Source organism: Streptomyces laurentii, assembly GCF_040635425.1.
Classification (GTDB): Bacteria; Actinomycetota; Actinomycetes; order Streptomycetales; family Streptomycetaceae; genus Streptomyces; species Streptomyces laurentii.
This window is the reverse complement of sequence record NZ_JBEYHT010000005.1, coordinates 178671-205118: the sequence shown is the minus strand read 5'-3', so window position 1 is coordinate 205118 and position 26448 is coordinate 178671. Positions and strand designations below refer to the sequence as shown.

The following is a 26448-nucleotide window of genomic DNA, read 5'->3' as shown; positions in this document are numbered from 1 at the left end:
CCCTCGGTGCCGGGTGCGGCGTAACGGGTCATGAGCGTGGCCTCCCTCGGACCGCGCCGGCCGTCCCTGGCCGGCGGTCGGTATCGAGTCTGCGCGATGCCACGTTGCGAGACCGTTGCAACCCAGGTGGGTTCGCGGAGAGTTCGGCGTGGCGCCCGACCGACCAGGCGCGCACGGCCGGGGTTTCGGTAGCGGTGGTCTCGCCGCGGTGCGGATCGGCATGGACGGCGGTGAGGCGTGGCGGCGAAGAGCAAGACGCTGCTGGAGGTGCAACCGGGCGAGACGCTGAGCATCCCACCTCTTCGGGGATGCCGCGGGCGGCGCCGAACTCCCCGACCCAGGCGGTGAAGGCGGCGGCGCGGTCGGTGAGGGTGTCGTCCAGGTTCGGCCGGCGGTGGGCGACGGAGACGATCCGGCTGCCGGGCGGTGGAAACGGTCACGATTCCTTCAAGGGCCGTGTTCCGGAGGAGGAGAGACCGGGAGGGGCCGGTCAGACCACGTCCCGTTGCGCGGCGGGGTCGGGCAGCGCCTCCAGCGGGGCCAGGTCCTCGGTGATCGTCGTCAGCATCCTGGCCGCGGCCGAGTGCAGGAAGAAGTGCTCGCCGGGCAGGATCTCCAGGCGTCCGGCGGCGCTCGTCTGACGCAGCCATCGGTGCAACTGTCCGCTCTTCACCAGGGGGTCGCGGTCGCCTCCGAACACGGTCATGGGCACGGGCAGCGGAGACTGCGCGTGGTACCGGTACGTCTCCAGGAGTGAGAAATCGGCGCGCAGTGCGGGCAGCACCAGCTTCATCAGCGCGGGGTCCTCCAGAAGTTCGGCCGGCGTGCCGCCGAGGAAGCGCAACTCCTCCACCACCTCGGTGTCCGGCGCCGTGTGGATCGGCCGCCGGGTGCGGGGCAGGTCGGGCCCATTCGAGCCGGAGACGAACAGGTGCCTGGGCAGTGGCAGGCCCTTCGCCCGCAGGGTCCGGGTGAGTTCGAAGGCGATGAGCGCACCCATGCTGTGGCCGAACAACGCGTAGGGCCGGTCCAGACGCTTCGCGAGTGCTTCGGCCAGCGACTCGGTCATCAGCGGCATCCTGGCCACCGGGGTCTCGCCCCAGCGAGTGCCGCGGCCCGGCAGCTCCAGCGGATGCACCCGCACCCGGTCAGGGGCCAGGCCGGACCAGGCCCGGTAGGCCGAGGCACTGCCGCCCGCGTAAGGGAGGCAGAAGAGGCGTATCCCGCCCTCTTCCTCCCGCGGTTCCCGCTGGGCGAACCAGGGGTTCTGCATGAGGTGTTCCTCCTTCGTCAGGCCGGTGTGCGCGGCGGAGCTCCGCGCACCGGGAGACGTCAGGTCAGTCGGTCAGCGTGAGGGCGCCCGAGGGACAGCAGTGCACCGCGTGGCGTGCGGCTTCGGCCGCTTCCGGCCCGGTCACGTCCGGCCGTAGCAGGACGACGGTCCCGTCGTGTTCGGACTGGTCGAAGAGGTCGGGTGCGGTCAGCGCGCACATGCCCGCGCCGACGCACCGTCGGGTGTCAGCCTGGATCTGCAAGGTCGTGTCCCCGTCCCGGAGCCGTCATGGGTGCCGCTGTGGGGTGTGTGGGGCCGGATGTCAGACGGCCACCCCGCCGTCGATCTGGAAGGCCGAGCCGGTGATGTACGCGGCTTGGGGCGAGAGCAGGTACGCGACGAGGCCGGCGATCTCCTGGGGCGTGCCGAACCGCCCCAGCGGGATGCGCTCACGAAACCGTTCCCGCACCTCGTCCGGGAGCGCCGCGACGGGATCCGTCTCGACGAACCCGGGCACGACCACGTTGGCGCGTACCCCGTACCGGCCGACCTCGCGGGCCAGCGACTTGGTGAACCCGATGATCCCGGCCTTGGAGGCGGCGTAGTTGGTCTGGCCGGCGTTGCCGTGCAGTCCCGCGATGGACGACATCGTCACGATCGCGCCGCGCCGGCGCTCGATCATGCCGTTGATGACGGTCCGGCAGACGTAGTAGGTGCCGTCGAGGTTCACCCGCTGGACGGCGGCCCAGTCGTCGTCCTCCATCGCCGCCAACGGGCCGTCACGCAGCACGGCGGCCGAGGCCACGGCGATGTCCACCGCGCCGAGGGCCTCCTCGGCCCCGTCGACGAACTCCTCCACCGCCACGCTGTCGCCGACATCGGCCCGCCGCACGTACGACGCCCGGCCCAGCGCGTCGAGCTCCTTCTTCAGGCTCGTCGCGGCGGCGCTGTCGGAGGCGTAGCACACCGCCACGTCGTAGCCGTCCTCGGCGAGGCGCAGCGCGACCGCGCGGCCGATGCCGCGCGATCCACCCGCCACCAGGGCCACGCCGGCCCGGTCGGTCCCGCTCATTCCGTGTCCTCCTGGTCCTGGTGCGCGCCGTCGGACGCCAGCAGCCGGAGCAGTGCCGCTTCCACCTCGTCGTCGGACAGCTCCGAGAGTCGCTCCAGGTCCACGCCAGGCTCCGGCTCGTCACGGCTGAGCACCTCGATGACGCTCTCGGCCCGCGGCGGCGCGCCCGCGCCCGCCTCCAGCAGGCCGGCGGTGTACGCGACGGTGGGCTGCTCGAAGAAGGCCCTCAGGTCCAGCTCCACACCGAGGCGGGACGTGAGCCGGGTGCTGATCTGCACAGCGCCCAGGGAGTGGCCGCCGAGGGCGAAGAAGTCGTCGTCCACACCGACCCGGTCCAGACCGAGCACCTCCTGCCACACCTCGGCGATCTCTCGCTCCCGGGAGGTGCGGGGAGCGACGTACGGCGTGTCGAGATCCGGCCGCGGGTGGCTGCCGCCGGGCAGCGAGAGCTGTCCCATCTCCTGTTCGAGCAGCTCCGGCGTCAGGGACCGGGCCAGCTCGCGCAGTTCCGCGAGATCGCGCCGGGAGACGACGAGGTGGGCGGGCAGACCAGGCGTCGCGAGGAGCCGGGCGAAGACGTCCTGGCCCTGCTGCTCGCTGATGCCCTCGGCCAGGGTCCGCAGAACCCCGCCGTGCCCCTGGACACCGGCTTCGTCCGCCTCGGGCGCCACGACGGCGTCGAGGATCTGTCGCCCCAGGCCCTCCGGGTCGTTGATCCGCTTGATGGTGAAGTCGCCGATCCGGGCCAGCAGCAGACCGTCCGGCGCGAGGAGTTCGATGTCACAGGTGCTGGTCTCCCCTGCGGAGTCCGTCGCACCCTTCACCTCGACGTAGGCGTGCACGGTGCTGGTCAGGCCGTGGAAGGCCCGCAGACTGCGGTAGCTGAACGGCAGGTAGTACGTGTCCGGTGCGTGGACCCGTGCGGTGCCGCCGGCCGCGTCGAGCAGAGCCGGGTGCAGCAGGTAGTGGTCGAGGTCGCCGTGGAACTCCTCGTCGAGCCGCAGCGTGGCCATCACCCGGTCGGGGCCGACCAGGATCTCCTTCATACACCGCCAGCGCGGTCCGAAGGAGAACTCGATCGGGCCGCCCTTCTCGAACCGGTCGAGCCCGAGCCCGAGCTTGATCGACTCGTCCGTGTCGAGCACTTCGGTGGCCTGGCAGCGGTCGCGCAGCTCGGCCAGGTCGCGGACGACCCTCGGGGCGGGCTCGTGGAAGGTCACGCTGCCGCGCGCGTGATCGGTCCAGGTCACCGACTCGGGCGAGCCGGACTTGCTCCGCACGGCGAAGGACCAGTTCCCGTCACGCTCCTCCACGGTGGTGAACACCTCGCGGATCCGCCCGTCGGGGACGACCACCGGCACCATGTACTGCACGTCACCGATCTCGATGTCCCGCCCGCCGGCCTGCTCGGCGACCGCGGCCCGGACGAGTTCGAGATAGGCGGTGCCCGGTACGAGCCCGTGCCCCTGGATGCGGTGGTCGCCGACGATCCAGCTCTCCTCTGTGCTGAACACCGTCGCGTACGTGCGGGAGGTGGACGTGGACTGCACCAGACGCCTCAGAAGCGGGTGGCCCGTCAGCGGAGTGCCGGAGTCGAGGCCGAACCGGTTCTCCAGCCCGGCCGCCATGCCGACGTTCCGCCAGGTGTCCCAGCCGACCGAGGTGACGGGCAGCCCGGCACGGCGCTTGTGCTGCGCCCACGCGTCGAGGAACGCGTTGGCGGCGGCGTAGTCGCTCTGTCCGGGGCCGCCGAGGACAGCGCTCACGGACGAGCACAGCAGCAGGAAGTCCAGGTCCTCCGCGCCGCAGACCGTGTCGAGGACGATCAGCCCGTGGGTCTTGGCCGCCAGGACCTCGCCGGCGTCGGCCGGGGACTTGGTGACGATCAGGCCCTGGGAGGGCAGCCCGGCGGCGTGCACGACGCCGTTCAACGGACCCGCCGCGTCCCGCAGTTCCTCGACGGCGCGGCGCATCTGTTTCTCGTCGGTGACATCGGCCCGCAGCACCAGCACGCGGGCGCCGAGGGACTCCAGGTGCCGCAGCCGCCGGATCCGGATGCTGACGGCGTCGCCGTCGTCGTGTTCCCTCAGGTGGGCGTCCCAGTCGGCGGGCGCCGCGAAGTCGGAACGGCCCAGCAGGCCGAGGACCGGCCGGTCGGCGGTGGAGGCGATCTGCTCGGCGAGCGCCAGACCGAGGCCGCCGAGGCCGCCGGTGATGAGGTACACGCCGCCGTCGCGCAGTCCGGTGTGCTCGGTGCCGTCGGCGGGCGCCGGGGCGATCCAGCCGACCTGGTCGAAGCCGCGTGCCCACAGGTGCCGGCCGCGCAGGGCGAATTCGGTTCCGCCACCGTCTTGGGCCAGGGCGGCGAGCACGGCTCGGACGGCATCCTCACCCGGGGTGTCCAGGGCGGCACGGGTGAGGTCCAGGATCCGGCAGGCGGTGCCGGACGTCTCCTGAGGGATGACCGTGGCCGCGCCGAGCAGCAGGGCGTGCTCGGGCAGCAGCGGCTCGTCGCCGGTGACGTCGTACACGCCGTGGCACAGCACGTCGACCGTGACCGGGACGGCCGGCTTCTCGGCGCCGAGAGCCTGGGCCAGCGCGAGGAGGCTGTCGAACCCGGTGCGCCGCGCGGCGTCGAGCCGCTGCGCGTCGGGTGCCGACGGCTCCATGTCCCCGTCCGCCGTGCTCCACAGGTGGACGAAGCGAAGGCGCCGCCCGTCCCCGTCCGTGAGGGGAGGCAGGGCCAGGGAGCGGGTGAGCGCGGACAGGTGGTCGCGGTCGGCGGGGTCCAGGGTCCAGGAGTTCGTGCCGGTCTGTTCCCGCGCGGTGCCGGCGCCGACGCGGACGACGGGGTCGCCGTCGCGCTCCAGCCGGTCGGCGAGTGCGTCGCCGAGGGGGAGCCCGGCGCCGAGGACGACCCAGGTGTCCCCGGTGCCGGCGCTCGGGGCCGGCAGGGTGAGCCGCTGCCATCCGGGCGTCGAGAACCAGCCGTCCTGCGAGGTGACGGCGGGCCGGGAGCCGTGGGCGCGATCGGTGGCCTCGACCCAGTAGCGGCGCCGCTGGAACGGATATCCGGGCAGCCGTACTGGGCGGTGCCGAGCCGGGCCCTGGAGCGCCTCCCAGTCCACGGCGACGCCGACGGCCCAGGCGGCGCCGAGCTGCGCGAGCAGGTGGGCGTCGTCCGTGACGTCCTCGCCGGGGTGGCGAAGGGAGCCCACGACGGTCCGGCTCGTGGACCAGTCACCATGGGCCCGGGCGAAGTTGGCGAGGTTCTGGCCGGGACCGACTTCCAGGAGCACCAGCCCGGGGTCGGCCAGAAGCGCGCCGAGGGCGTCACGGAAGCGCACCGGCCGACGCAGATGCGTGCCCCAGTACTCGGGGTCCGTGGCCTGCTCGTCGGTGATCCAGGTGCCCGTGACGTTCGACAGGAACGGGACCTCGGGGACCGACAGAGTGACGGTACGGACCAGGTCGACGAACGGAACGACGGCCGCGTCCATGGCGGGCGAGTGGAAGGCATGCGAGGTGTGCAGCCGGCGGCAGCCCACGCCCTCGGCGCCGAGCCGCCGCTGCAGGGCGTCGATCGCTTCCACAGGCCCGGAGACCACGGTGAGCTCCGTGGAGTTCACGGCGGCGATCGTGAGGTCCTCGCCCTCGCCGAGCCGGGCGGAGGTCTCCTGCCCGGAGAGGAAGACGCTGAGCATGGCCCCGGGCGCCATCTCCTGGACAAGCCGGCCCCGCGCGGCGACCAGCCGGGCGGCGTCCCGCAGGGTGAACACGCCCGCCAGACAGGCGGCGACGTACTCGCCGATGCTGTGCCCGGCCATCGCGCGCGGCGTGGCGCCCCACGACTGCCACAGCCGGGCCAGGGCGAATTCCACCGAGAAGAGCGCGGGCTGGGCGAATCGGGTCCGGCGCAGCCGGTCGGCCGTGTTCGCGGAGTCATCCGCGAACACCAGGGCGCGCAGATCCTCGCCCAGATGTGGTGCGAACAGCTCCGCGCAGCGGTCGAACTCCTCGGCGAACACCCCGCCCCGCGCGTAGAGGTCCCGGGCCATGCCCGGGTACTGGGCGCCCTGGCCGGGGAAGAGGAACGCGACCGGAGCGTCGTCGGACGCGGTGGCGCGGGCGGCGGGAGCGGATCGGGCGAGTCGGCGCAGCGCGGTGACCGCCTCGCCGGTGGAACGGGCGACCACGGTGGCCCGGTGGGCGAACGGCGTCCGGCGCTGGGCCAGGGTGTGGGCGACGGCGTCCAGGTCCACCCCGGCGTCGCCCTCCAGACGGTCCGCCAGGAGCCCGGCCGCCTCGGCCAGCGCGGGGCCGGACTTCGCGGACAGCGGCAGCAGGCGCACTGGTGTGTCGCCGTCCTCCGGGGTCCGCGCGGGCCGGTCCGGCTGTTCGGGGGGTGCTTCCTCCAGGACGACGTGCACGTTGGTGCCGCCGATACCGAAGGAGCTGACTCCGGCCCGGCGCGGCCGGCCCGCGCGGGGCCAGGGGCGCAGCTCCGTGTTCACGAAGAACGGACTGCTGTCCAACTCCAGGGCAGGGTTGGGGCGTTCGCAGTGAAGCGTCGGAGGAATCGCCTCGTGCCGCAGCGCGAGGACCGCCTTGATCAGGCCGGTCACACCGGCCGCGGCGTCGAGATGGCCGATGTTGCTCTTCACCGAGCCGATCGCGCAGTAGCCCTGTGCGTCGGTGCCCGCGCGATGGGCACGGGTGAGGGCGGCGATTTCGATGGGGTCGCCCAGTGGCGTGCCGGTGCCGTGGGTCTCCACGTAGCCGACGGTCTCGGGGGAGACGGCGGCGAGGGCCAGGGCCTCGGCGATGACCTCGGCCTGTCCGTCGACGCTCGGCGCGGTGTAGCCGGCCTTGAGTGAGCCGTCGTTGTTGACCGCGCTGGCCAGGACGACCGCGTCGACGCGGTCCCCGTCGGCCCGCGCGTCATTCAGGCGGCGCAGCACCACGATGCCGACACCGTTGCCGGGCACCGTGCCCTGGGCGTCCGCGTCGAAGGCACGGCAGGTGCCGTCGGGGGAGAGGATGCCGCCGGGCTCGTACTGATAGCCGCCCCGCAGCGGCGAGCTGACCGAGACCCCGCCGGCCAGAGCGATGTCGCACTCTCCGTCGAGCAGGCTCTGCGAGGCGAGGTGGACCGCGGTCAGCGAGGTGGAGCAGGCCGTCTGCACGGTGATCGCGGGCCCCTTGAACCCGAGTTTGTAGGCGGCTCGCGTGGCCAGGAAGTCCTTGTCCGAGGCGAGCATCACCTGGTACATGCCGGACGCGTCCAGGACCTGCTGGTTGTTCATGAGGTTGGACAACAGGTACGTGTTCAGGCCCGCGCCCGCGAAGACGCCGATCCGGCCCTCGAACCGGCCCGGGTCGACCCCGGCCGACTCCAGGGCATGCCAGGCGCACTCGAGGAAGACGCGATGCTGGGGGTCCAGCAGCTCGGCCTCGCGCGGGCTGTACCCGAAGAACTTCTCGTCGAACAGGTCCGCGCCGGCCAGGGAACCCTTGGCACCGACATAGCCGTCGTGGCCCGCCGTCCCGGGGTCGACCCCGGACGCGACGAGCTCCTCCTCGGTCAGGACGGTGATGCCCTCACGCCCCTGCGTGAGCCCGTCCCAGAAGCCGTCCACGTCGTCGGCGCCCGGGAAGCGGCCCGCCATGCCGACGACGGCGATCCGGTCGAGGTCCTGGTCCTGCTCGCGCTGCTGGTCCGGTCCGTGATGCTGCTGTGACATGTGGATCACCTGTCTCCGCGAGAGGACGTCCGGCGTTCGGCCACCTGTTGCCGCCGCGTACGGGAATGACGTCGGTTCTGTGCGCGCTCCCGGGCGCCGCTCGCGGCGGCGCCGGGCTCGCTGCGGGCACCTTCGAGGAAGGCGGTGAGGGATTCGATCGTGGGGTGCTGGAAGAGCTCGACCATGGTCACGTCGCGACCGGTCGTGGTGGCCAGACGGGTCCGGAACTCGGCCATGAGCAGCGAGTGTCCGCCCAGGTCGAAGAAGTTGTCGCGGGATCCGACCCGCTCCACTTTGAGCAGGTCGCGCCACAGGCCCGCGAGCTCCTGCGCCAGGCCGGCCCCGGGGGCGACGTACCGGGCGCCCGGATCGCCGTGGCCGGGCCGCGGCGCGGGCAGGGCCTTGCGGTCGGTCTTCCCGCTCGGGGTCAGCGGAAGGGCGCCGAGGACGGTGAAGAAGGACGGGACCATGTACTCGGGGAGCTGCTCGCGCAGATGACCGGTGAGATCCCCGGCCGTGGGCGGCTTCGAGGCCGCCGCGGTCACGTATGCGGCCAGGCGGACATCGCCGGGGCCGGACTCGTGGGCGATCACGACCGCTTCGCGGACCGCCGGGTGCCGGGTCAGCACGGCCTCGATCTCGCCCGGCTCGAGGCGCTGGCCGCGGAGCTTGACCTGATGATCGAGGCGACCGAGGAACTCCAGAGCGCCGTCGCCGCGGTGCCGGGCGAGGTCGCCGGTGCGGTAGATCCGGGCCCCGGGCACGAACGGATCGTCCGTGAACCGCTCGGCGGTCAGCTCCGGGCGGTTGACGTACCCGCGGGCCAGCCCCCGTCCGCCGACGCACAGTTCACCGGGAACACCGGCCGGGACCGGGCGGTCGTGCCGGTCCAGGACGTACATGCGGGTGTTGGCGATGGGGCGGCCGATCGGCACCGGGCGCCGGTCGTCTTGCGGACGGCAGTGCCAGAAGGTGACGTCGATGGCGGCCTCGGTGGGCCCGTACAGGTTGTGCAGTTCGGCGCCGTGCGTGGCGAGGAACCGGTCGTGGAGATCACGCGAGAGCTCCTCGCCGCTGCAGAAGACACGGCGCAGGCCGGCCGAGTGCTCCGGTGGCTCGGTCAGGAAGAGCCGCAGCATCGAGGGTACGAAGTGGAGCGTGGTGATGCCCTCGGCGGCGATCGTGCGGGCGAGGTAGGAACTGTCCCGGTGCCCGTCGGGCCGCGCCATCACGAGCACGGCGCCGGTCATCAGCGGCCAGAAGAACTCCCACACCGACACGTCGAAGGAGAACGGAGTCTTCTGCAGCACGCGGTCGCCGGTGCCGAGGCCGTACTCGTCCCGCATCCACAGAAGCCGGTTGCGCAGGGCGGCGTGCACGTTCATCACACCCTTGGGCCGCCCTGTCGACCCGGAGGTGAAGATGACGTACGCCAGGTCCTCGCCGTCCACGGCCACGCCCGGGTCCCGCGCGGGCTGCGCGGCCAGTTCGTCGCTCAGATCCTCCAGCCGCACGACAGGACAGCCGAGTTCGGGCAGGGCGGCGGCGAGACGACGGTGCGTGAGGACGACGGACGGCCGGGCGTCCTCGGCGATGGCGGCCAGCCGGGCGGCCGGCAGACCGGTGTCGAGAGGAACGTACGCGCCGCCGGCCTTGAGTACGGCCAGGAGGGCGACCGGCAGGTCGAGGGAACGCTCCATGGCGACGCCGACCAGACGGTCACGCCCCACGTCGCGGGCGCGCAGGAGGTGCGCCAGACGGTTGGCCCGCTCGTTCAGCTCCGCGTACCCGAGTGAGACGCCCTCGAAGCGGACGGCTTCGCCGTCCGGGGTGCGGCGCGCCTGCTCCTCGATGATCTCGTGCACCAGACCGTCCGGCCACTGGCGCTCGGTGGCGTTCCACTCCTCGACGACGCGGTGGCGTTCCGCGGCATCCAGCGGGTTCAGCGCGGCGACGGGGGTCTCGGGGTGGGAGAGGATCTGCTCGACCAGGCGGCGGAAGCCGTCGGCGAGCCGGACGACGGTGTCCTCGTCGAACAGGTCGCGGTCGTACTCGAACCAGCCCGTGACGCCGCCGTCGGTGTCGAACGCCTGGAATTCCAGATCGAACCGGGCGCCCTCGCTGCGCACCGGGAGCCGGATGAGGCGGGACCCGCCGAGGGCGAGGTCCACCGCCGGCTCACGGCCGTAGCTGAAGCTGACCTGGTACACCGGAGGACGGCTCAGGTCACGGGCGGTGCCGAGGGCGGTGACGATCAGCTCGAAGGGGACCTCCTGGTGGGCGTACGCGCCCAGGCAGGCGTCCCGGACCCGGGTGAGGATCGTGGTGAAACCCGGATCGCCGGACAGGTCGGCCCTGATCGGGAGGGTGTTGACGAAGTAGCCGATGAGCGGCTCGACCTCGGACCTGCCGCGCAGCGCCGTGGGAACGCCGACGACGATGTCGTCCTGGCCCGTCCGGCGGTGCAGCAGGATGTCGAAGACCGCGAGCAGCGCCATGTACGTGGTGGCGCCGTGGCGGCCGGCCAGTGCCGCCAGTCGGCCGATCAGCTCCGGCGGCAGATCGATCGGGACGGAACCGCCGTTGAAGCCCTGGACGGCCGGTCGGGGCCGGTCGGTGGGCAGGTTCAGGCAGTCCGGCGCGCCGGCGAGATGCTCACGCCAGTACGCCAGGCCCTGCTTCCAGCCACCGTCGGTGTGCTGCTCGTGCTGCCAGGTGGCGAAGTCGCCGTACTGGATGGGGAGATCGGCCAGCGGGGACGGGCTGCCCGACCCGAACGCCTCGTACAGCTCGGACAGTTCGGACAGGAAGACACCGAGGGACCAGCGGTCGGACACGAGGTGGTGCATCGCGACCACGAGTACGGACCGCTCGGGGCCGGTGCGCAGCAGACGGATCCGCACCAGCGGTCCCGTGTCGATGTCGAACGGCTCGGCGAGTGCCGCGTCGATCCACTTCTGCCGGTCGGCGTCCGCGAATCCGGGGCCGCTGAGGTCGGTCTCCGGGATGTCGAGGTCCAGGCGCGGGTGGACGACCTGCACCGGGGCGCCGTCGCGGGTCTCGAAGGTCGTGCGCAGCGCCTCGTGCCGGCGGACGATCTCGTCGATGGCCGCGCGCAGCAGACCGGTGTCGACAGGGCCCTCGATACGGACCGCACCGGGCACGATGTAGCCGGGGTTGCGGGGTCTGAGCTGTTCGAGGAACCAGGTGCCTCGCTGCAGGACGGCCAGCGGGAAGGTGTCCCGCGCGTCCTGGGCGACGCGCTCGGCGAGCAGGGCGTCGAAGCGGGCGCGCTCCTCGGGTGAGAGGGCGGCCAGCCGGAGTTCGAGGTCGTCGGTCATGATTCGTCCCGCTGGGCCGGGGCACCGGCCAGCTCGTCGAGCAGTGCCCTCGCCGCATCGGCGGCACGGGGCACCCGCTGGATCGCAGCGGGTGCGCCGACACCGCCGAGCGTGGGGTCCGCGGGGGAGCCGCCGCCGGTCGCGGCGAGCTCCTCGACGATGGCCCTGGCGACGCCGGCGATGGTCGCGCCGCCCAGGAAGACGGTGATCTGCAGGGTCAGGCCGAGCCGGCTCTGGATCTCGTTGCGCAGTTCGGCCGCCATCAACGAGTCCAGGCCGAAGCTCGTCAGCGGGTCGTCCACGCCGACCGCGGTGGAGGCGGAGCCGAGCACGTCCTTGACGCTGAGTGCGAGCCGCTCGTACAGCGTCTCCAGGCGTGCCGACTCGTCCAGTTCGAGCAGCTCGGCCGCCGTCGGGATACGGCCGGTACGCCGCCGCCCGCGCGAGGAGCGGCGCGCCCCGCGGGAGCCGCGGGACGAACGGCCGCGCGCGGCGGCGGAACCGGTCTCCTCCTCCGTGTCGTCACAGGCGGGTGCGGCCGAGCCGTCCCACGGGCGGGCCGGCAGCCAGCAGTGGACCGGGTCGAAGGGATAGGTGGGCACGGGTACCCGGGCCCGGGTGTAGTCGCGGTCGAAGCCCGACCAGTCGACCGGGGCGCCGGCCGCGTACAGCTCGGCGACCGTCGGCAGGAGCACCGCCCAGTCGTCGTGCCCCGGGCGCAGGCTGGGCAGCAGCAGATCCTCGTGGCCGGGGGGCAGCGTGTCGCTGATGACGCCCAGGAGGGTGGGGGCGGGGCCGACCTCGACGAAGGTGCGGTGGCCCATGGACCGCAGGGTGGCGAGGCCGTCGGCGAACCGGACGGTGCCGCGCACGTGCCGGGACCAGTACTCGGGGTCCGGCGCCTGGTCCCACGGCCACAGTTCGCCCGTGACGTTGGAGACCAGGGGGATGCGCGGAGCGTGGAAGGTGATCTTCTGCGCGGCGCGGCGCAACGGCTCCATGACCGGGTCCATCAGCGGGGAGTGCCCGGCCGAGGCGATGTGGAGCTGCTTGGCCTTGACACCGCGGGCGCTGAACGCGGCACACACGGCCTCGACGAGCTCACGCCCACCGGAGATGGCGACGCTGGCGGGGCCATTGATCGCGGCGATGCCGATCCGTCCTTGGTGGGCGGCGAGTTCGGCGGCGACCTCCTCCTCGGAGGCGAAGATCGCGGCCATGGTTCCCGGCAGGCAGAACTCCTGGATGATCCGGGCCCGTTCCACCGCGAAGGCCAGCCCGTCGGCCAGGGACATCGCGCCCGCCACGGTCGCCGCGACGCATTCGCCGAAGCTGTGGCCGAGGACGGCCGCGGGCGTGATGCCCCACGACCGCCACAGCTCGGCCATGGCGTACTCGACGACGAACGTGGCCGGCTGGGCGTAGGCGGTGTCCTGGATCCGCCGGTCGTCGGGGTCGTCGGGGAACAGGACCTCGAGCAGCGGGCGGTCGAGCAGCGGGCGCAGGATCCCGGCGCACTCGTCCACCGCGCGGCGGAAGGTGGGCTGGGATTCGTACAGGCCGCGCGCCATGCCCGGACGCTGGGCGCCCTGGCCGGTGAAGAGGAACACGACTTCACCGTTGTCGGCCTCGCCCTGGACCAGGCCGGGAACGTCCTCGCCGCGTGCGAACGAGGCCAGCTGGCCGGCGATGTCCGCGCGGGTGGCTCCCACGGCGGCCAGCCGGTGACGGAAGTGCGAGCGGCCGGTACCCGCCGCGTGCGCCACGTCCGCCAGCGCGGTGTCGTCGGTGCGCAGACGCTCCGCGTAGCGCCCGGCGAGCGCGGCGAGCGCGCTCTCGCTGCGCGCCGACAGCGGCAGGACGGACACGGGCCTGCGGGTGTCCTCGGCGGGCGGTGTCGCCGGCGGGGCCTGTTCGAGGATCAGGTGGGCGTTGGTGCCGCTCAGACCGAAGCTGCTCACCGCGGCCGTCCGCCGGCCCTCGGTCCGCGGCCACGCGGTCGTGGCCGTGGGGATACCGAAGGTGGTGCCGGCGAAGGAGATGTTGGAGTTCAGCCGGGTGAAGTGCAGGTTCGGCGGGATCTCACCGTGCTCCAGGCACAGCGACGCCTTGATGAGACCGGCGATGCCCGCGGCGGCCTCCAGATGCCCCAGGTTGGTCTTCACGGCGCCCAGGTAGAGCGGCGAGCCGTGGTCGCGGCCGTACACGTCGGCAAGGGCCTCGGCCTCGATGGGGTCACCGAGCCTGGTCCCGGTGCCGTGGGTCTCTATGTAGCCGACCTGGTCGGCCGTCACCCCGGCGGAGGCCAGGGCACGCCGGAACACGTCGCGCTGCGCGGCACCGTTGGGGGCGGTGATTCCGGCGCTGCGGCCGTCCTGGTTCACGGCGCCGCCCCGGACGAGGGCGAGGATCCGGTCTCCGTCGCGCTGTGCGTCGGACAGCCGCTTGAGGACGACGACGCCGCCGCCCTCCCCGCGTACGTACCCGTCGGCGTCGTCGGAGAAGGTGCGGGCACGGCCCTGCCGGGAGACCGAGCCGAACTGCGACTGGGAGATCATCAGCAGGGGCGACAGCACCACGTTGACCCCGCCGGCCAGCGCCGTGTCGCACTCGCCGAGCCGCAGACTCTGGCAGGCCTGATGGACGGCCACCAGCGAGGAGGAGCAGGCGGTGTCGACGGCGACGTTCGGGCCACGCAGATCGAGGAGATAGGCGATACGGGCGGGGATGAAGGAGGCCGCCGAGCCGGAACTGGTGTACGCGCTGACCTCGTCGGGGTGGCGCAGCTGGGCGGTGATGTAGTCCCAGGAGGCCGCGCCCATGAACACGCCGGTACGGCTGCCCGCCAGGCTCGACGGGGCCAGCCCCGCGTCCTCCAGAGCCTCCCAGCACACCGTCAGACTGAGCCGCTGGGCCGGGTCCATCGCGATGGCCTCGCGCTGGGAGATCCCGAAGAAGTCGTGGTCGAAGTACTCCAGGTCGTCGAGGAACGCGCCGGCCCGGGTGTAGATCTTCCCCGGCGCACCGGCCTCCTCGTCGTAGAACGCGTCGTGGTCCCATCGGCCGGCGGGTATCTCACCCACCGCGTCGGTACCCTCGGCCAGCATCCGCCAGTACGAGTCCGTGTCCGTGACCCCGCCGGGGAAGCGGCAGCCGGTGCCCACGATGGCGATCGGCTCGGAGCGGGCCCGCTCGTACTCCTGGACCTGCCGCTGCAGGCGCTCCATCGTCAGATACGCGCGCTTGAGCGTCTCGGCCGAGGCCTGGGTCTGAGTCTGTCCTGGTGACGTCATCGCTGTGCCCCCTCGTCGATCTGGGTGGTCTTGGCCGTCAGAAGTGCTTCGAGCTCGGCGACGGACATCGCGTCGAGGTCCGGCGGGCTGTCACCGGCGTCGGTGCCCACACCGGTGGGCCGCACCGGCACCGGCGCGGCGGGTGCCTCCTTCGGACCCGGCGCGCTGCCGGCCTCCAGCGCGATTCCCATCCGGTCCGCCAGGTAGGGGACCAGGGCATCGAGCGTCGGGAAGCGCCAGGTCACCGTGGAGGGCAGCTGGATTCCCAGCGACGTCCCGAGCGCCTTGCGCAGCTCCAGGGAGAGCAGCGAGTCGAAACCCGTACTCGTGAGGGGAGCGCTGGTGTCGATCCGGGCGGAATCCGCGCCGAGCAGACGCGCGGCCACGGCCCGGCAGTGCTCGCTCAGTACCGCCGCGCGGCGGCGGCCGGGCTCGATCGCGAGCATCCGGCGGCGGATCTCGTCCTGCGGCCCTGCGGCTTGGCCGGCGTTCGTGTCCGTCCCGTCGACCAGGGTGCGCAGGAGGCCGCCACCGTGGTGGCCGGCGAGCCGCTCGCGGTTCAGCGGCAGTACGCACACCTGGGTGGCGGGGCCGCCGATGATCCGGTCGAGCGCGGCGATGCCGTCGTCGGGGGAGATGCTCTCGATGCCGCGGGCGGCCAGCGCGCCGCCGCGCTCCGGGCGGGCGGCGAGACCGATCCGCGCCCACGGACCCCAGTCGACGCTCAGCGCGGGCAGGCCGAGCGAGCGCCGGTGGTGCGCCAGGGTGTCGAGGAAGGCACTGGCGGCGGCGTAGTTGCCCTGGCTCGCCGAGCCCAGGATGCCAGCGGCTGACGAGTACATGACAAAGAAGTCCAGCTCGCGGTGCGTGGTGGCCTGGTGCAGGTACCAGGCCGCGGCCGACTTGGGACCGGCCACGGCCCGGAACCGCTCCGCGGTCAGGCCGGTCAGCAGGCCGTCGTCGAGCACACCCGCGGCATGCACGACGCCGGCCAGCGGCGGCAGGGTGGTGTCGATCCGGTCCAGCAGGCCGGTCACGGCGGCCTGGTCGGACAGGTCCGCGGCGACGACGGTCACGTCGGCCCGCTCCCGCAGGCCGGTCAGGGCCGCCCCGGCGTCCGGTCCCGGAGCGCCGCGGCCGACGAGGACCAGGTGGCGGGCGCCCCGCGCGACGAGGTAGCGGGCCGTCTCCAGGCCGAGCGCGCCGAGACCACCGGTGATCAGGTACGTGCCGAAGGGGCGCACCGGGGCGGCGTCCGGCGCGGTGGTGACGGTCTCATCGGCTGCCGGCACCAGTACGGTCTTGCCGGTGTGCCGGGCCTTGGCCATCGCGGTGAAGGCCGTGCGGGCGTCGGCGAACGGGTGTGTGGTGACGGGGAGCGCGGTGAACTCGCCGCGCTCGAAGCCCGTGAGGACCTCGCCGAGAAGCCGGGCGATCCGCTCCGGCTCCTCACGGATGGTCTGCTCCAGGTCCACGGCGAGGAAGGAGCGGTTGCCCTTGAAGAACTCCAGGCCGATGTGGCTGTTGTCGTGGATGTCGCGCTTGCCGATCTCCACGAACCGGCCACCGGGCGCCACGAGCCGGAGGGAGCGCACCAAGGCCTCACCCGAGGCGGAGTTCAGCACCACGTCGACCCCACGGCCCCCGGTCGCCTCACGGATGCCGTCGGCGAAGTCGAGTGTGCGGGAATCCCAGACCCGCTCGACGCCGAGCCGGAGCAGCAGATCACGCTTGGCCGGGGTGCCGGCGGTGGCGAAGACCCGGGCGCCGTGGCGTCGGGCGACCTGCAGGGCTGCGAGTCCGACGCCGCCGGTCGCGGAATGGACGAGCACGCTCTCGCCCGCGCCGAGCCGGGCCAGGTGCTCCAAGCCGTGCAGGGCGGTCAGGAACGCGATCGGCACGGCGGCGGCCTGCTCGTCGTCGAGGGACGCCGGGGCCGCGGCCACCAGACGGACGTCGAACGTGGCGAAGGCACTCATGCTGCCCGGCCCGGCGGCGACCACCCGGTCGCCGACCCGGTATGCGCCCACACCCTCGCCCACGGCACTGATCCGGCCGGCGCACTCGGCGCCGAGCGGAACGACGCCATCGGCCCCGGGGTAGGAGTCGAGAGCCTTGAGGACGTCACTGAAGTTCAGGCCCGCGGCCGTGACCTCGATCTCCACCTGGCCAGGGCCCGGCGGCGTGCGGTCCCGCCAGGTCGGGCGGAGGCTGGAGAGACTGCCGGGGCGGCTCGCGAGCAGCTGGTGGTTGCCGTCACGGGTGGCGTCGAAGGTCCAGGCGGGACGAGCGTCCGGACCCGGCCGGCCGACGGGGCGCCACGGCTGGAGCGAGGGCGTCAGGCGCACGCCGCCGCGCAGCGCGACCTGGTCGTCCTCGCCGGAGCGCAGCACCTCGGCGAGGAGCGGAGCGCTCTCGTCCGGGGCACCCGCCGGGTCCAGGTCGACGAGGGTGGTCCGCAGCTCGGCGTGCTCCAGTCCGATCACCCGGGCCAGACCCCACAGCGGTGCCTGCCCGACCGCGAGCGCGTCGCCTTCGGCGGCCCGCTGGGCACCGCGCGTGAGCAGCACCAGACGGGGCGCCGGATCCTGCCCCGCCCGGGCCAGTTCCTGCACCAGGTGGAGCACCGGCAGGCAGACCGCGTCGTACGCGGCGGCCGACCGCTCGGCACCGACGTCCTCGGGCAGGGTGACGTCCAGGGCCCCCGCGTGCACGATCCCGTCCGGGCGGATGTCCGAGGCCGCCAGGTCGGCCAGCAGCGCGGCCGCGTCCTCGCGACGCTCGGGGCCGACTTCATAGCGGTCCTTGTCCACCTTCCGGAAGGCCGTGCCCGCGGAGACGGTGAGGCACTCGGCGCCGCGCGCCCGCAGGCCTTCGGCGAGGCCGGCCGCGGTGCCACCGGCGTCGGTGAACAGCAGCCAGGTCCCCGGCGGCCGGGGCGCCGTCGCGGTGTCGGCCGGCGCGGGGCGCCAGGAGAGGTCCAGCAGGGACTCGCCGACCGGGTCCGTGTCCTCGGCCCGCTCCAGGCGCCGCAGCGTGATGTCGGTGACCTCGCCGACGGCCGTGCCCTTGGCGTCGTACAGGACGACGTGGGCGCCGGTGATCGCCACCGCCCCGGGCTCCGCCACGGTGACACGGGCGTGCGCCCAGAGCGGTTCGGCGTGTTCGGTGAAGAGACGGAAGCCGCCTGCCGCGACCGGCACGTACGTGGCGTCGAGCGGCGCTTCCTGGGCGGCGAGAGCGGCGCCGAGGACCTGCAGCGCGCTGTCGAGTACGGCCGGGTGGATGAGGTGGGCCCCCCGGTCGGACGTCAGGGCGGCGCGCTCGCGCAGCCGGGCGACGGCTTCGCGACGGCCCTGCCACAGCGCGTCGATCCCCTGGAACGCGGCTCCGTACTCGAGTCCGGCGCGGCGCAGGGCGGAGTAGTGCTCCCCGGCCGGGGCCGCGGCGGTGCAGCGCGCCCGGACGGCGTCCAGCGGTTCGGCCGCGCGGCCCGGGGCGGACCGGCGCAGGCCCGCCCGCGCCGCCTCGGTCCACTCCTCGTCCGCGCCGGCACGGGTGAACAGACGCACCGACGCGGTGTCGGCGGTGCCGGGGAGCAGGACGAGCTGCAGGGTGGCCTCGTCGGCCTGGTCGGGGACCACGGTGAGCCGCGTGAACGCGATGTCGTCGAGGGAGGCGTCGGCACCCAGGTGTGTCCGGGCCGCGGCGAGCGCGGCGTCGAGCACCAGCGCGGCCGGCAGCACCGGGCTGCCGCCTACCCGGTGATCCGTCAGGTACGGGAACTCGGTGAGGTCCACGGGCGCCGACCAGTGGACGGCGTGCGGCGGCAGTGCCGATACGGTCCGCTCCCGCAGGACCGGGTGCCCGCGGTGTGCGGTCCGGCGCCCCGGGCGTTCCTCGTACCAGGCACGTGTGCGCTGCCAGGGGTAGCCGGGCAGGTCGACCATGGGACCGGCCGGGCCGTGCACCCGGGTGAAGTCGATCTGGTGGCCCGCGGCGTAGAGGCGGCCGAGCTCGCCGAGGACCGTGGCGCGCCCCGACTGGTCCCGGCGCAGCGACGAGACGGCGACGAGGCCGGCGTCGTAGGTCGCGAGGCGCTCGGTGACGGCGTCGGTGAGCATCGGGTGCGGTGACACCTCGACGAACATCGTGTGCCCGGAGTCGACGAGGGCGGTGACGGCCGTGTCGAACAGTACGGGCCGGGTGAGGTTGGCCGCCCAGTAGGCGGCGTCCAGCCGGTGCCCCGGGACGATCTCGCCGGTGCCCGTGGAGATCATCGGGACGGTGGTCGCGACAGGGCGCAGGGCGGCGAGCGTCGTCCCCAGCGAGGCGGCGACGGGCTCCATCAGCGGGCAGTGCGAGGCGAACTCGACGGACTCCAGGACCTTGCAGTACAGGCCCCCGTTCGTGAGCGCCTTGGCGAAGGCCTCCACGGCGGCCTCGTCGCCGGAGAACACGGTGGTGTTCGGGCTGTTGGCGGCGGCGATCCATACCTGCCCCGGGTCGCGCTCGGCCAGCAGGGTGCGGGCCGTCTCCAGGGAGACGCCGGCGACCGCCATCCGGCCCTTGCCGGTCGCGGCGCGCAGGGCGGTGCCGCGGTACAGGGCGATCAGGAGGGCGTCCTCCAGCGAGATCGCGCCCGCGACCTGTGCGGCGGCGATCTCGCCGACGCTGTGACCGACGACGGCGGCGGGCTCGATGCCCCACGACCGCCACAGCGAGGCCAGCGCGATCTGGACGGCGGTGAGGGCCGGCTGGCCGACGGCGGTGTCGAACAGCCGGGACTCCGAGGGGTCGGCTGCCAGCTGGTCCAGCAGAGACCAGTCGGTGTGCCGGCGCAGCAGCGCGTCGGCCCGCTCCAGGATAGCGCGGAACGCCTGCTCACCGGCGAGGTCGCCGGACAGCAGATCGGCGGCCAGTGGCCACCAGCGAGGTCCCTGCCCGGCGAAGACGAACACCGGCTTGGAGCGCAGTCCGGCCTGACGCACCCCGGAGCTGAGGCCGGGAACGTCCTCGCCGCCCCGGAACGCGGCCAGTGCGGCGCGCAGTTCGGCTGCCGAGGCGCCGGTGCAGGCGAGCCGGTGCTCGTGATGGGTCCGGCGGACGGCGGCGGCCTGGGCGAGCGCGCGCACGGGGGCGTCGTCGGCGAGCCGGTCCTCGTAGCGTGCGGCCAGCTCGCGCAGGGCCTGTCCGTCCCGGGCCGAGACGGTCAGCAGGACGGTGCCTTCGGCGACGGCCTGGCCCGGTGCCGTGGCCGGCGGCGGCTCCTCCACCACGAGGTGGGCGTTGGTGCCGCCGAACCCGAAGGAACTGACGCCCGCGAGGGCCACGCCGGTGGTGGGCCAGGGCCCCAGCGCGTCGGCGACCCGCACGGGCAGCTCGGCGAAGGGGATGTGCGGGTTGGGCTCGCGGTAGTGCAGCGTCGGCACCACGGTGCGGTGCCGGACCATCAGGGCGGTCTTGATCAGGCCGCCGATGCCCGCCGCGGACTCCATGTGGCCGAGGTTGGACTTCACCGAGCCGATCAGGCACGGGGTGTTCGACGGGCGGTCGTCGCCGAGCACGGCACCCAGCGCCTTGGCCTCGATGGGGTCGCCGAGCATGGTGCCGGTGCCGTGGGCCTCGACGTAGCCGATGTCGCCGGCGCGCACCTTGGCCTTCGCGTAGGCGGACCGCAGCACGGCCTCTTGGGCCTTCGGGTTGGGCGCCAGCAGGCCGTTGCTCGCACCGTCCTGGTTCACGGCTCCACCCCGGATCACCGCGTGCACGGGATCGCCGTCGGCCAGCGCCCGGCTGAGCGGCTTGAGGATCACGACGCCGGCGCCTTCGGAGCGCACGTAGCCGTCGGCGCTTGCGTCGAAGGGCTTGCAGCGGCCGTCGGCGGACATCGCTCCGGCCTTGGTGAAGTTGATGGCGAAGGCGGGGGAGAGGACGAGGTTGACGCCGCCGGCCAGGGCGAGGTCACAGTCGCCGCGGGCCAGGCTCGCGCACGCCTGGAGCACCGCCACCAGCGAGGAGGAGCAGGCCGAGTCGACGGCCATGCTCGGACCGTGCAGGTCGAGGAGGTACGAGAGACGGTTCGCGGCGATGCTCAGCGCGCTGCCGCTTCCGGTGTACGCGTCGATGGTGTCGAGGTCGTTCAGCTGAGCGGTGCCGTAGTCGAAGCTGGAGATGCCGACGAACACGCCGGTCTGGGAGCCGGACAGTGAACCCGTGGGGACGCCGGCGTTCTCCAGAGCCTCGAAGGAGACCTCCGCCAGCAGACGCTGCTGCGGGTCCATGCGGGAGGCTTCCTGCGGGGAGATGCCGAAGAATCCGGCGTCGAAGCGGTCGGCGTTGTCCACGAACCCGCCCCAGCGGCTGACCGTGCGGCCCGGAACAGCCGCGTCCTCGTCGTAGAACTCCTCGGCGTTCCACCGGTCGGCAGGCACCTCGGTCACCGCGTCGCGGCCCTCGGTCAGCAACTGCCAGAAGCTGTCGGGCCCGTCGACGCCGCCGGGGAAGCGGCAGCCGATGCCGATGATGGCGATCGGCTCGTCGGCGTCGGAGGGCTGCGGCCGCGGCGGCGTGGAGGTCCCGGCCGCGGGCACCGGCCCGGTGAGCGTGGTGGCCGGCTCGTCGACCGCCGCGAGCGCGGCCGGCCTTGCGGGTCCTCCCGCCTCTCCCGCCAGATACAGGGCGAGCTTGGCGGCGGTGGGGTACTCCCAGACGATGCCGGGCTGCAGCTTTCTCCCCAGGCGAGCCTCCAACTCGCCGAGCATGGCGACGAGTTCGATCGACCGCAGTCCGTAGTCGGCGAACGGCATATCCGGGTCGACAGCCTCGACGGGCCGTTCGGCGGCGACGGCCAGCGCCTCGCGCAGCCACCGTTCGATGTCGCTGGAGCCAGGCGCCGGCTGCGCGGCCGTCTGCCGCTCGGTGGATGCCCGCTGCGTCTTGTGGGCCGTCGCGGACCCGTCCGCGCACCACAGCGCGATCGACTCGAAGGCGCCGCTCAGGAGGGCGTCCATGCAGGCCGCGCGCTGGAGCTTGCCGCTGGAGGTCTTCGGGACCGTCCCGGTACGGGCCAGGGCGACGATGTACGGCGGCAGTCCGTGCTCGCGGGTGACCTCGGCACGGATGGCCGCGATGACCTGGGCGCTGGTCTCGGGAGTGTGGCTGCCGCGGTATTCCTGGATGATGATCAGCCGTTCCTCGCCGTCGATCTCGCGGGCGCCGGCGATGCCGCATCCCTGGCGCAGGCCCGGGTCGACGCTCTCGACGGTGCGCTCGATGTCCTGCGGGTAGTGGTTGCGGCCGGCGACGATGACGAGGTCCTTGATGCGTCCGGTGACGTAAAGCTGCCCACCGTCGGCGAATCCGAGGTCACCGGTGCGCAGGAACGGTCCTTCGCCGGTGTCGAGGCGGGCCCCGAAGACCTCCTCGGTGACCTCGGGCCGGTGCCAGTAGCCGCGCGCGACGCTCGGCCCCGCCAACCAGATCTCCCCGACCCGGCCGTCGGGCCGCACGGAGTGCGTCTGCGGGTCCACGATCACGATCTTCTGGTCGTGCAGGGAGAAGCCGCAGCTGGGCAGGTTGCGCTTGGCATCGCCCGGCGCGGCGTCCTCGGCCACGCCTGTCAGGAGCGCCTCGGCATCCAGATCACGCAGGACGGGCGCGGCGGCCGGGATCCCGGTGGAGACCGCGAGGGTGGCCTCGGCCAGACCGTAGGACGGCGCATGCGTGGTGGGCCGGAAGCCGCAGCCGGCGAAGGCCGCGGAGAAGCGGTCCATGGTGACCTTGCGCACGGGCTCGGCGCCGTTGATGGCCATGCGCCAGCTGCTCAGGTCCAGGGACCGGCGGTCCTCCTCGGTCACCTTGGCGACGGCGAGGTCGAAGGCGAAGTTCGGGGCGGGACTCGCGGTGGCCCGGGTGTCGGAGATCGCGCGCAGCCAGCGCAGCGGCCGCTTCAGGAAGGAGTAGGGCGACATGAAGGTGACCGGGAACCCGCCGTAGGCAGGGGTGAGCAGGCCCATGATGAGGCCGAAGTCATGGAACGGCGGCAGCCAGCTGACCATGTGCTGACGGAGGTCGTCGCCGAAGAACTGCCGGTGGATCCCGGAGATGTTGTGCATCAGGTTGCCGTGGCTGACCATCACCCCCTTGGGGATGTTGGTCGACCCGGAGGTGTACTGGAGGAAGGCGAGGTCGTCACGGGTCGTGCCGGGGTGACGCCAGCTGTCGGCGGCTGTGGTGTCGATGTCGTCGACGGCCACCCAGGCGATCTCACGGAGCACCGGGGCGTGTTCGGCGAAGCGTTCGACGAGGGCCACCGTCTCGGCCGGCGCGAGCACCACCGAAGGCTTCGCGTCTTCCACGATGGCGACCAGACGCGGCAGCGTGCGCATCGGGAACGCCGGGTCCGGCGGGTAGACGGGCACGGCGATGATGTCGGCGTACAGACAGGCGAAGAACGAGGTGACGTAGTCGAGTCCGGCCGGGCACATGATCAGGGCGCGTTCCCCGACGGGGAAGCGTTCCTGCAGTGTCGCGGCTATCGAACGGGCCCGCAGATCGAGGTCGGCGTTGCCGAGGGTCTGGGGGTCTCCTGTGCCGTCCACCAGGAAGCGGAAGATCTGCTCCTGTGAATGCTCGCCCAAGACTGTGCGGAAATGATCGACAAGTGATCGTGCGTCCCGGCCCGGCATCCGACCGTCCTCTCAATCCGTGGACATGCGCGAGTGAATGCGTGAGGTGTTTCCACGAGCTCATCGTGGAGCTCGGAGTGGAGAGGCCGTTTTCCGGCCGGAAAGATCACCTGAAGCGATTTCGGAGAGGTTCTGGGGGATTTCTCACCGATACGCCGGTCAGGGTTTCCCGCCCTTTTCCGCTGCGCGCCCAGAAGCATCCAACGGGGTCTGTTGACCCGTCAAGAACCGTGATTCTCCGGATGCTGCGATTCCGCTTGTCAGGATTTCCGGAACCGGTTGATCGCCGACTCGTGGCGGGCCCGCGTCTCCGGGTCGTGCACGCCGAGCCCTTCCGCCGGGGCCAGACACAGCACCCCCACTTTGCCCTGGTGCCGGTTGTGGTGGACGTCGTGCACCGCCTGGGCAGTGTCCTTGAGCGGCACCACCTCGGACAGGGTGGGATGGATACGGCCCCTGGCGACCAGCCGGTTGGCCTCCCACGCCTCGCGGTAGTTCGCGAAGTGGGAGCCGACGATGCGCTTGAGGTGCATCCACAGATACCGGTTGTCGAAGGTGTGCTCGTACCCCGAAGTGGATGCGCAGGTCACGATGGTGCCGCCGCGGCGGGCCACGTACACGCTCGCGCCGAAGGTCTCCCGGCCCGGGTGCTCGAAGACGATGTCCGGGTCGTCTCCGCCGGTCAGCTCCCGGATCCGGGCGCCGAACCGCCGCCATTCCTTGGGGTCCTGCGTGTGCTCGTCCCGCCAGAACCGGTAGCCCTCGGCGCTCCGGTCGATCACCAGTTCGGCTCCCATCCGCCGGCATATCTCGGCCTTCCGCGGACTGGACACCACGCACACCGGGATCGCGCCGCCGTTCAGCGCCAGTTGGGTGGCGTACGAGCCGAGCCCGCCCGAGGCGCCCCAGATCAGCACGGTGTCACCCTGCTTCATCCGGGCCCCGGCCGGTGAGACCAGCTGCCGGTACGCGGTGGAGTGCACCAGGCCCGAGGCGGCCGACTCCTCCCAGCTGAGGTGGCGGGGCCGGGGCATCAGCTGGTTGGCCTTGACCAGGGCGAGCTCGGCCAGGCCGCCGAAGTTCGTCTCGAACCCCCAGATCCGCTGCTCCGGGTCCAGCATCGTGTCCGCATGGCCGTCGGGGTGGTCCAGCTCCACGGACAGGCAGTGCGCGACGACCTCGTCTCCGGGACGCCAGCCGGCCACGCCCGCGCCGCACCGCAGCACCACGCCGGCCAGGTCCGAACCCAGCACGTGGTAGGGGAGGTCGTGCCGGGACGCCTGCGGTGAGGTCCTTCCGTAGCGGGCGAGGAAGCCGAACGTCGGCATCGGCTCGAAGATCGACGACCACACCGTGTTGTGGTTGATGCCGCTCGCCATCACGGCGACGAGCACCTCCCCGGCGGCGGGCTCCGGTGTGGCCACCTCGTCCAGGTGCAGCGAGCGGCGGGGGTCCTTGTCGCGGCTTTCCATGCCCTCGAACATCGCCGTGTCGTCGGCGTGCAGGGTCACCCCTCGATAGGACTCGGGCACGGGAAGCCGGCCCACCTCTTCCCAAGCACCCGAAAGGATCGCGTCGAGGATCTTCTGCATGGCCTGAGGACCTCATTCCGGCTGGGCTGAGAACAATGAGAACAAGACAGGGCGCACCGGATTCGTGTGCCCGGCGGGGAGGAACGCGAAGGGGATTCACTGTCGCGTGCCGCGTCAGTGGGGGGCGCGGACTGCATGCTGACATCGGTTCTCTTGCCGGTCCAGTGGTGCACGGTTCGCACGGTGGGGTGGTCCGTTCAACTGACTATTTCAGCCAGTCGAACTGAGTGTCGAGGATGTGTGCGCCGGATGGCGCACAGGAGTTCGACTGGCTGATGTGACCAGTTGAACACCTCGCCGTTTCCCGAGTCCGTAGGGGACTTCCCTGAGTCACATGGGGGGCGCCCCTGATATCGGCGCGCTCTCTTCCTTCCTATGGTTGAGATGGGTTAACTGAACAGGACCCCTTCGAGTTGCCTCATAGCGAACGTCTCCGCGACACACAAGAAAGGGTGAACATGCATACGAAATCCGCGGGTTGGACCGGCGGGCGCGTCGCCTCGGTCATCGTCGGTGCGCTTCTGGCTCTCCTCGCGCTGACGCTCGTCGGTGCCGGCGGCACGGCCATGTACTACGCGTCGCAGGACGACGGCTACATCGACCTGGGTACCAGCAGGTACGAGCATCGCACCGACACCTATGCGATGGCCACCGAAGCCTGGCGCGCGGACAAGCAGATGGGCGGTCTGTACGACGACCTCCGGGTCACCTTCGAGCCGGACAAGGGTGCCGACCGGGTCTTCATCGGGCTGGCCGGGGCGGAGGAGCTGCGTCAGTATCTGGACGGCGTCGAGTACGTGACCATCCACGACTCCAGCGACAAGGGCGACACCCAGAGCACCCACAAGGGCGCCGCGCCCAGGACACTGCCGGGCACGGCCGAGAACCTGTGGAGCGCCCAGGCCGACGGGAAGGGCGTGCAGACCCTGAACTGGCCGGTGAAGCCGGGTGAGGTCGGCCTGGTCGCCATGAACGCCGACGGCAGCCGAGGCGTGGCCGGACATGTGACCGTGGCGGCGAAGATCGGCGTGCTGTCCGGGACGGGCATCGCGCTCCTCGTCGTGGGCGTGCTCGTCCTCGTGGGGTCGCTGCTCATGATCGTGCGACCGATCCGGCGGGCGCGGGGGCGCGCCTGACCTGAGCTCCCGTCACCATACGGCGCGGGCACGGAGTTTCGTGCCTGCGCCGCATACTGTCCGGACCCGGCTCGGGAGAGGCGACGTTCGCCGTGCACCGACCGGGGTTCCGGGTACCGGGTTGCCTATCGGGCGGCACAGGGCGATGCTTCCGGGCGGAAGGTTGTCCCAGGTCTCCGTTCCGGGTCAACTTCCTCTTCCTCACCTCAGACGCGCCGCCCGCGCGCCCCGACCACCTGCGCGCGGCCGGTACGGCTTTCGATCGGGCCACAGCACGGTGCAGGCACTCGCCGCCGTCCAGACCAAC

At 72.4% G+C, this 26448-nt stretch carries 9 protein-coding genes; 1 reads left to right on the top strand and 8 read right to left on the bottom strand.

The window, feature by feature from the left end; genetic code table 11:
* Window positions 1–490 precede the first annotated feature (490 nt).
* From ABZ693_RS05390 to ccrA, 8 genes are all read right to left on the bottom strand, one after another.
* Window positions 491–1273, bottom strand: coding sequence for a thioesterase II family protein (locus tag ABZ693_RS05390; protein WP_359873587.1), 783 nt, complete (start codon window positions 1271–1273; stop codon window positions 491–493).
* A 64-nt stretch (window positions 1274–1337) separates the two neighbouring features.
* Window positions 1338–1535 carry a ferredoxin gene (locus ABZ693_RS05385; protein ID WP_359873585.1) on the bottom strand — a complete coding sequence of 66 codons (198 nt, stop codon included), beginning with the start codon at window positions 1533–1535 and terminating at the stop codon, window positions 1338–1340.
* A gap of 60 nt (window positions 1536–1595) precedes the next feature.
* Entirely contained in the window at window positions 1596–2345 is a 750-nt protein-coding gene (fabG, locus tag ABZ693_RS05380) for a 3-oxoacyl-ACP reductase FabG (RefSeq protein ID WP_359873583.1), read from the bottom strand.
* Entirely contained in the window at window positions 2342–8089 is a 5748-nt protein-coding gene (locus tag ABZ693_RS05375; protein ID WP_359873581.1) for a type I polyketide synthase, read from the bottom strand. Before ABZ693_RS05375 ends, fabG begins: the two co-directional genes overlap by 4 nt.
* Window positions 8090–8094: 5 nt before the next feature.
* A complete protein-coding gene (locus ABZ693_RS05370) occupies window positions 8095–11430 on the bottom strand; it encodes a non-ribosomal peptide synthetase (RefSeq protein ID WP_359873580.1) in 3336 nt (1111 codons plus the stop codon).
* Complete coding sequence (locus tag ABZ693_RS05365; protein ID WP_359873578.1) at window positions 11427–14723, bottom strand: type I polyketide synthase; 3297 nt, start codon at window positions 14721–14723, stop codon at window positions 11427–11429. Before ABZ693_RS05365 ends, ABZ693_RS05370 begins: the two co-directional genes overlap by 4 nt.
* Entirely contained in the window at window positions 14720–23365 is an 8646-nt protein-coding gene (locus ABZ693_RS05360; RefSeq protein WP_359873576.1) for an SDR family NAD(P)-dependent oxidoreductase, read from the bottom strand. The genes ABZ693_RS05365 and ABZ693_RS05360 overlap by 4 nt, the downstream gene beginning before the upstream one ends.
* A gap of 308 nt (window positions 23366–23673) precedes the next feature.
* Entirely contained in the window at window positions 23674–25005 is a 1332-nt protein-coding gene (gene ccrA, locus ABZ693_RS05355; protein ID WP_359873574.1) for a crotonyl-CoA carboxylase/reductase, read from the bottom strand.
* A 458-nt stretch (window positions 25006–25463) separates the two neighbouring features.
* Here ccrA and ABZ693_RS05350 point away from each other — a divergent pair, with 458 nt between their 5' ends.
* A complete protein-coding gene (locus ABZ693_RS05350; protein ID WP_359873572.1) occupies window positions 25464–26141 on the top strand; it encodes a hypothetical protein in 678 nt (225 codons plus the stop codon).
* Window positions 26142–26448: the final 307 nt, after the last annotated feature.

Bases quoted from the DNA above. Each gene is read 5' to 3' on its own strand.
- ABZ693_RS05375 (WP_359873581.1), bottom strand. From the start codon at position 8,089: ATGTCACAGCAGCATCACGGACCGGACCAGCAGCGCGAGCAGGACCAG.
- ABZ693_RS05390 (WP_359873587.1), bottom strand. From the start codon at position 1,273: ATGCAGAACCCCTGGTTCGCCCAGCGGGAACCGCGGGAGGAAGAGGGC.
- fabG (WP_359873583.1), bottom strand. From the start codon at position 2,345: ATGAGCGGGACCGACCGGGCCGGCGTGGCCCTGGTGGCGGGTGGATCG.
- ccrA (WP_359873574.1), bottom strand. From the start codon at position 25,005: ATGCAGAAGATCCTCGACGCGATCCTTTCGGGTGCTTGGGAAGAGGTG.
- ABZ693_RS05350 (WP_359873572.1), top strand. From the start codon at position 25,464: ATGCATACGAAATCCGCGGGTTGGACCGGCGGGCGCGTCGCCTCGGTC.
- ABZ693_RS05365 (WP_359873578.1), bottom strand. From the start codon at position 14,723: ATGACGTCACCAGGACAGACTCAGACCCAGGCCTCGGCCGAGACGCTC.
- ABZ693_RS05370 (WP_359873580.1), bottom strand. From the start codon at position 11,430: ATGACCGACGACCTCGAACTCCGGCTGGCCGCCCTCTCACCCGAGGAG.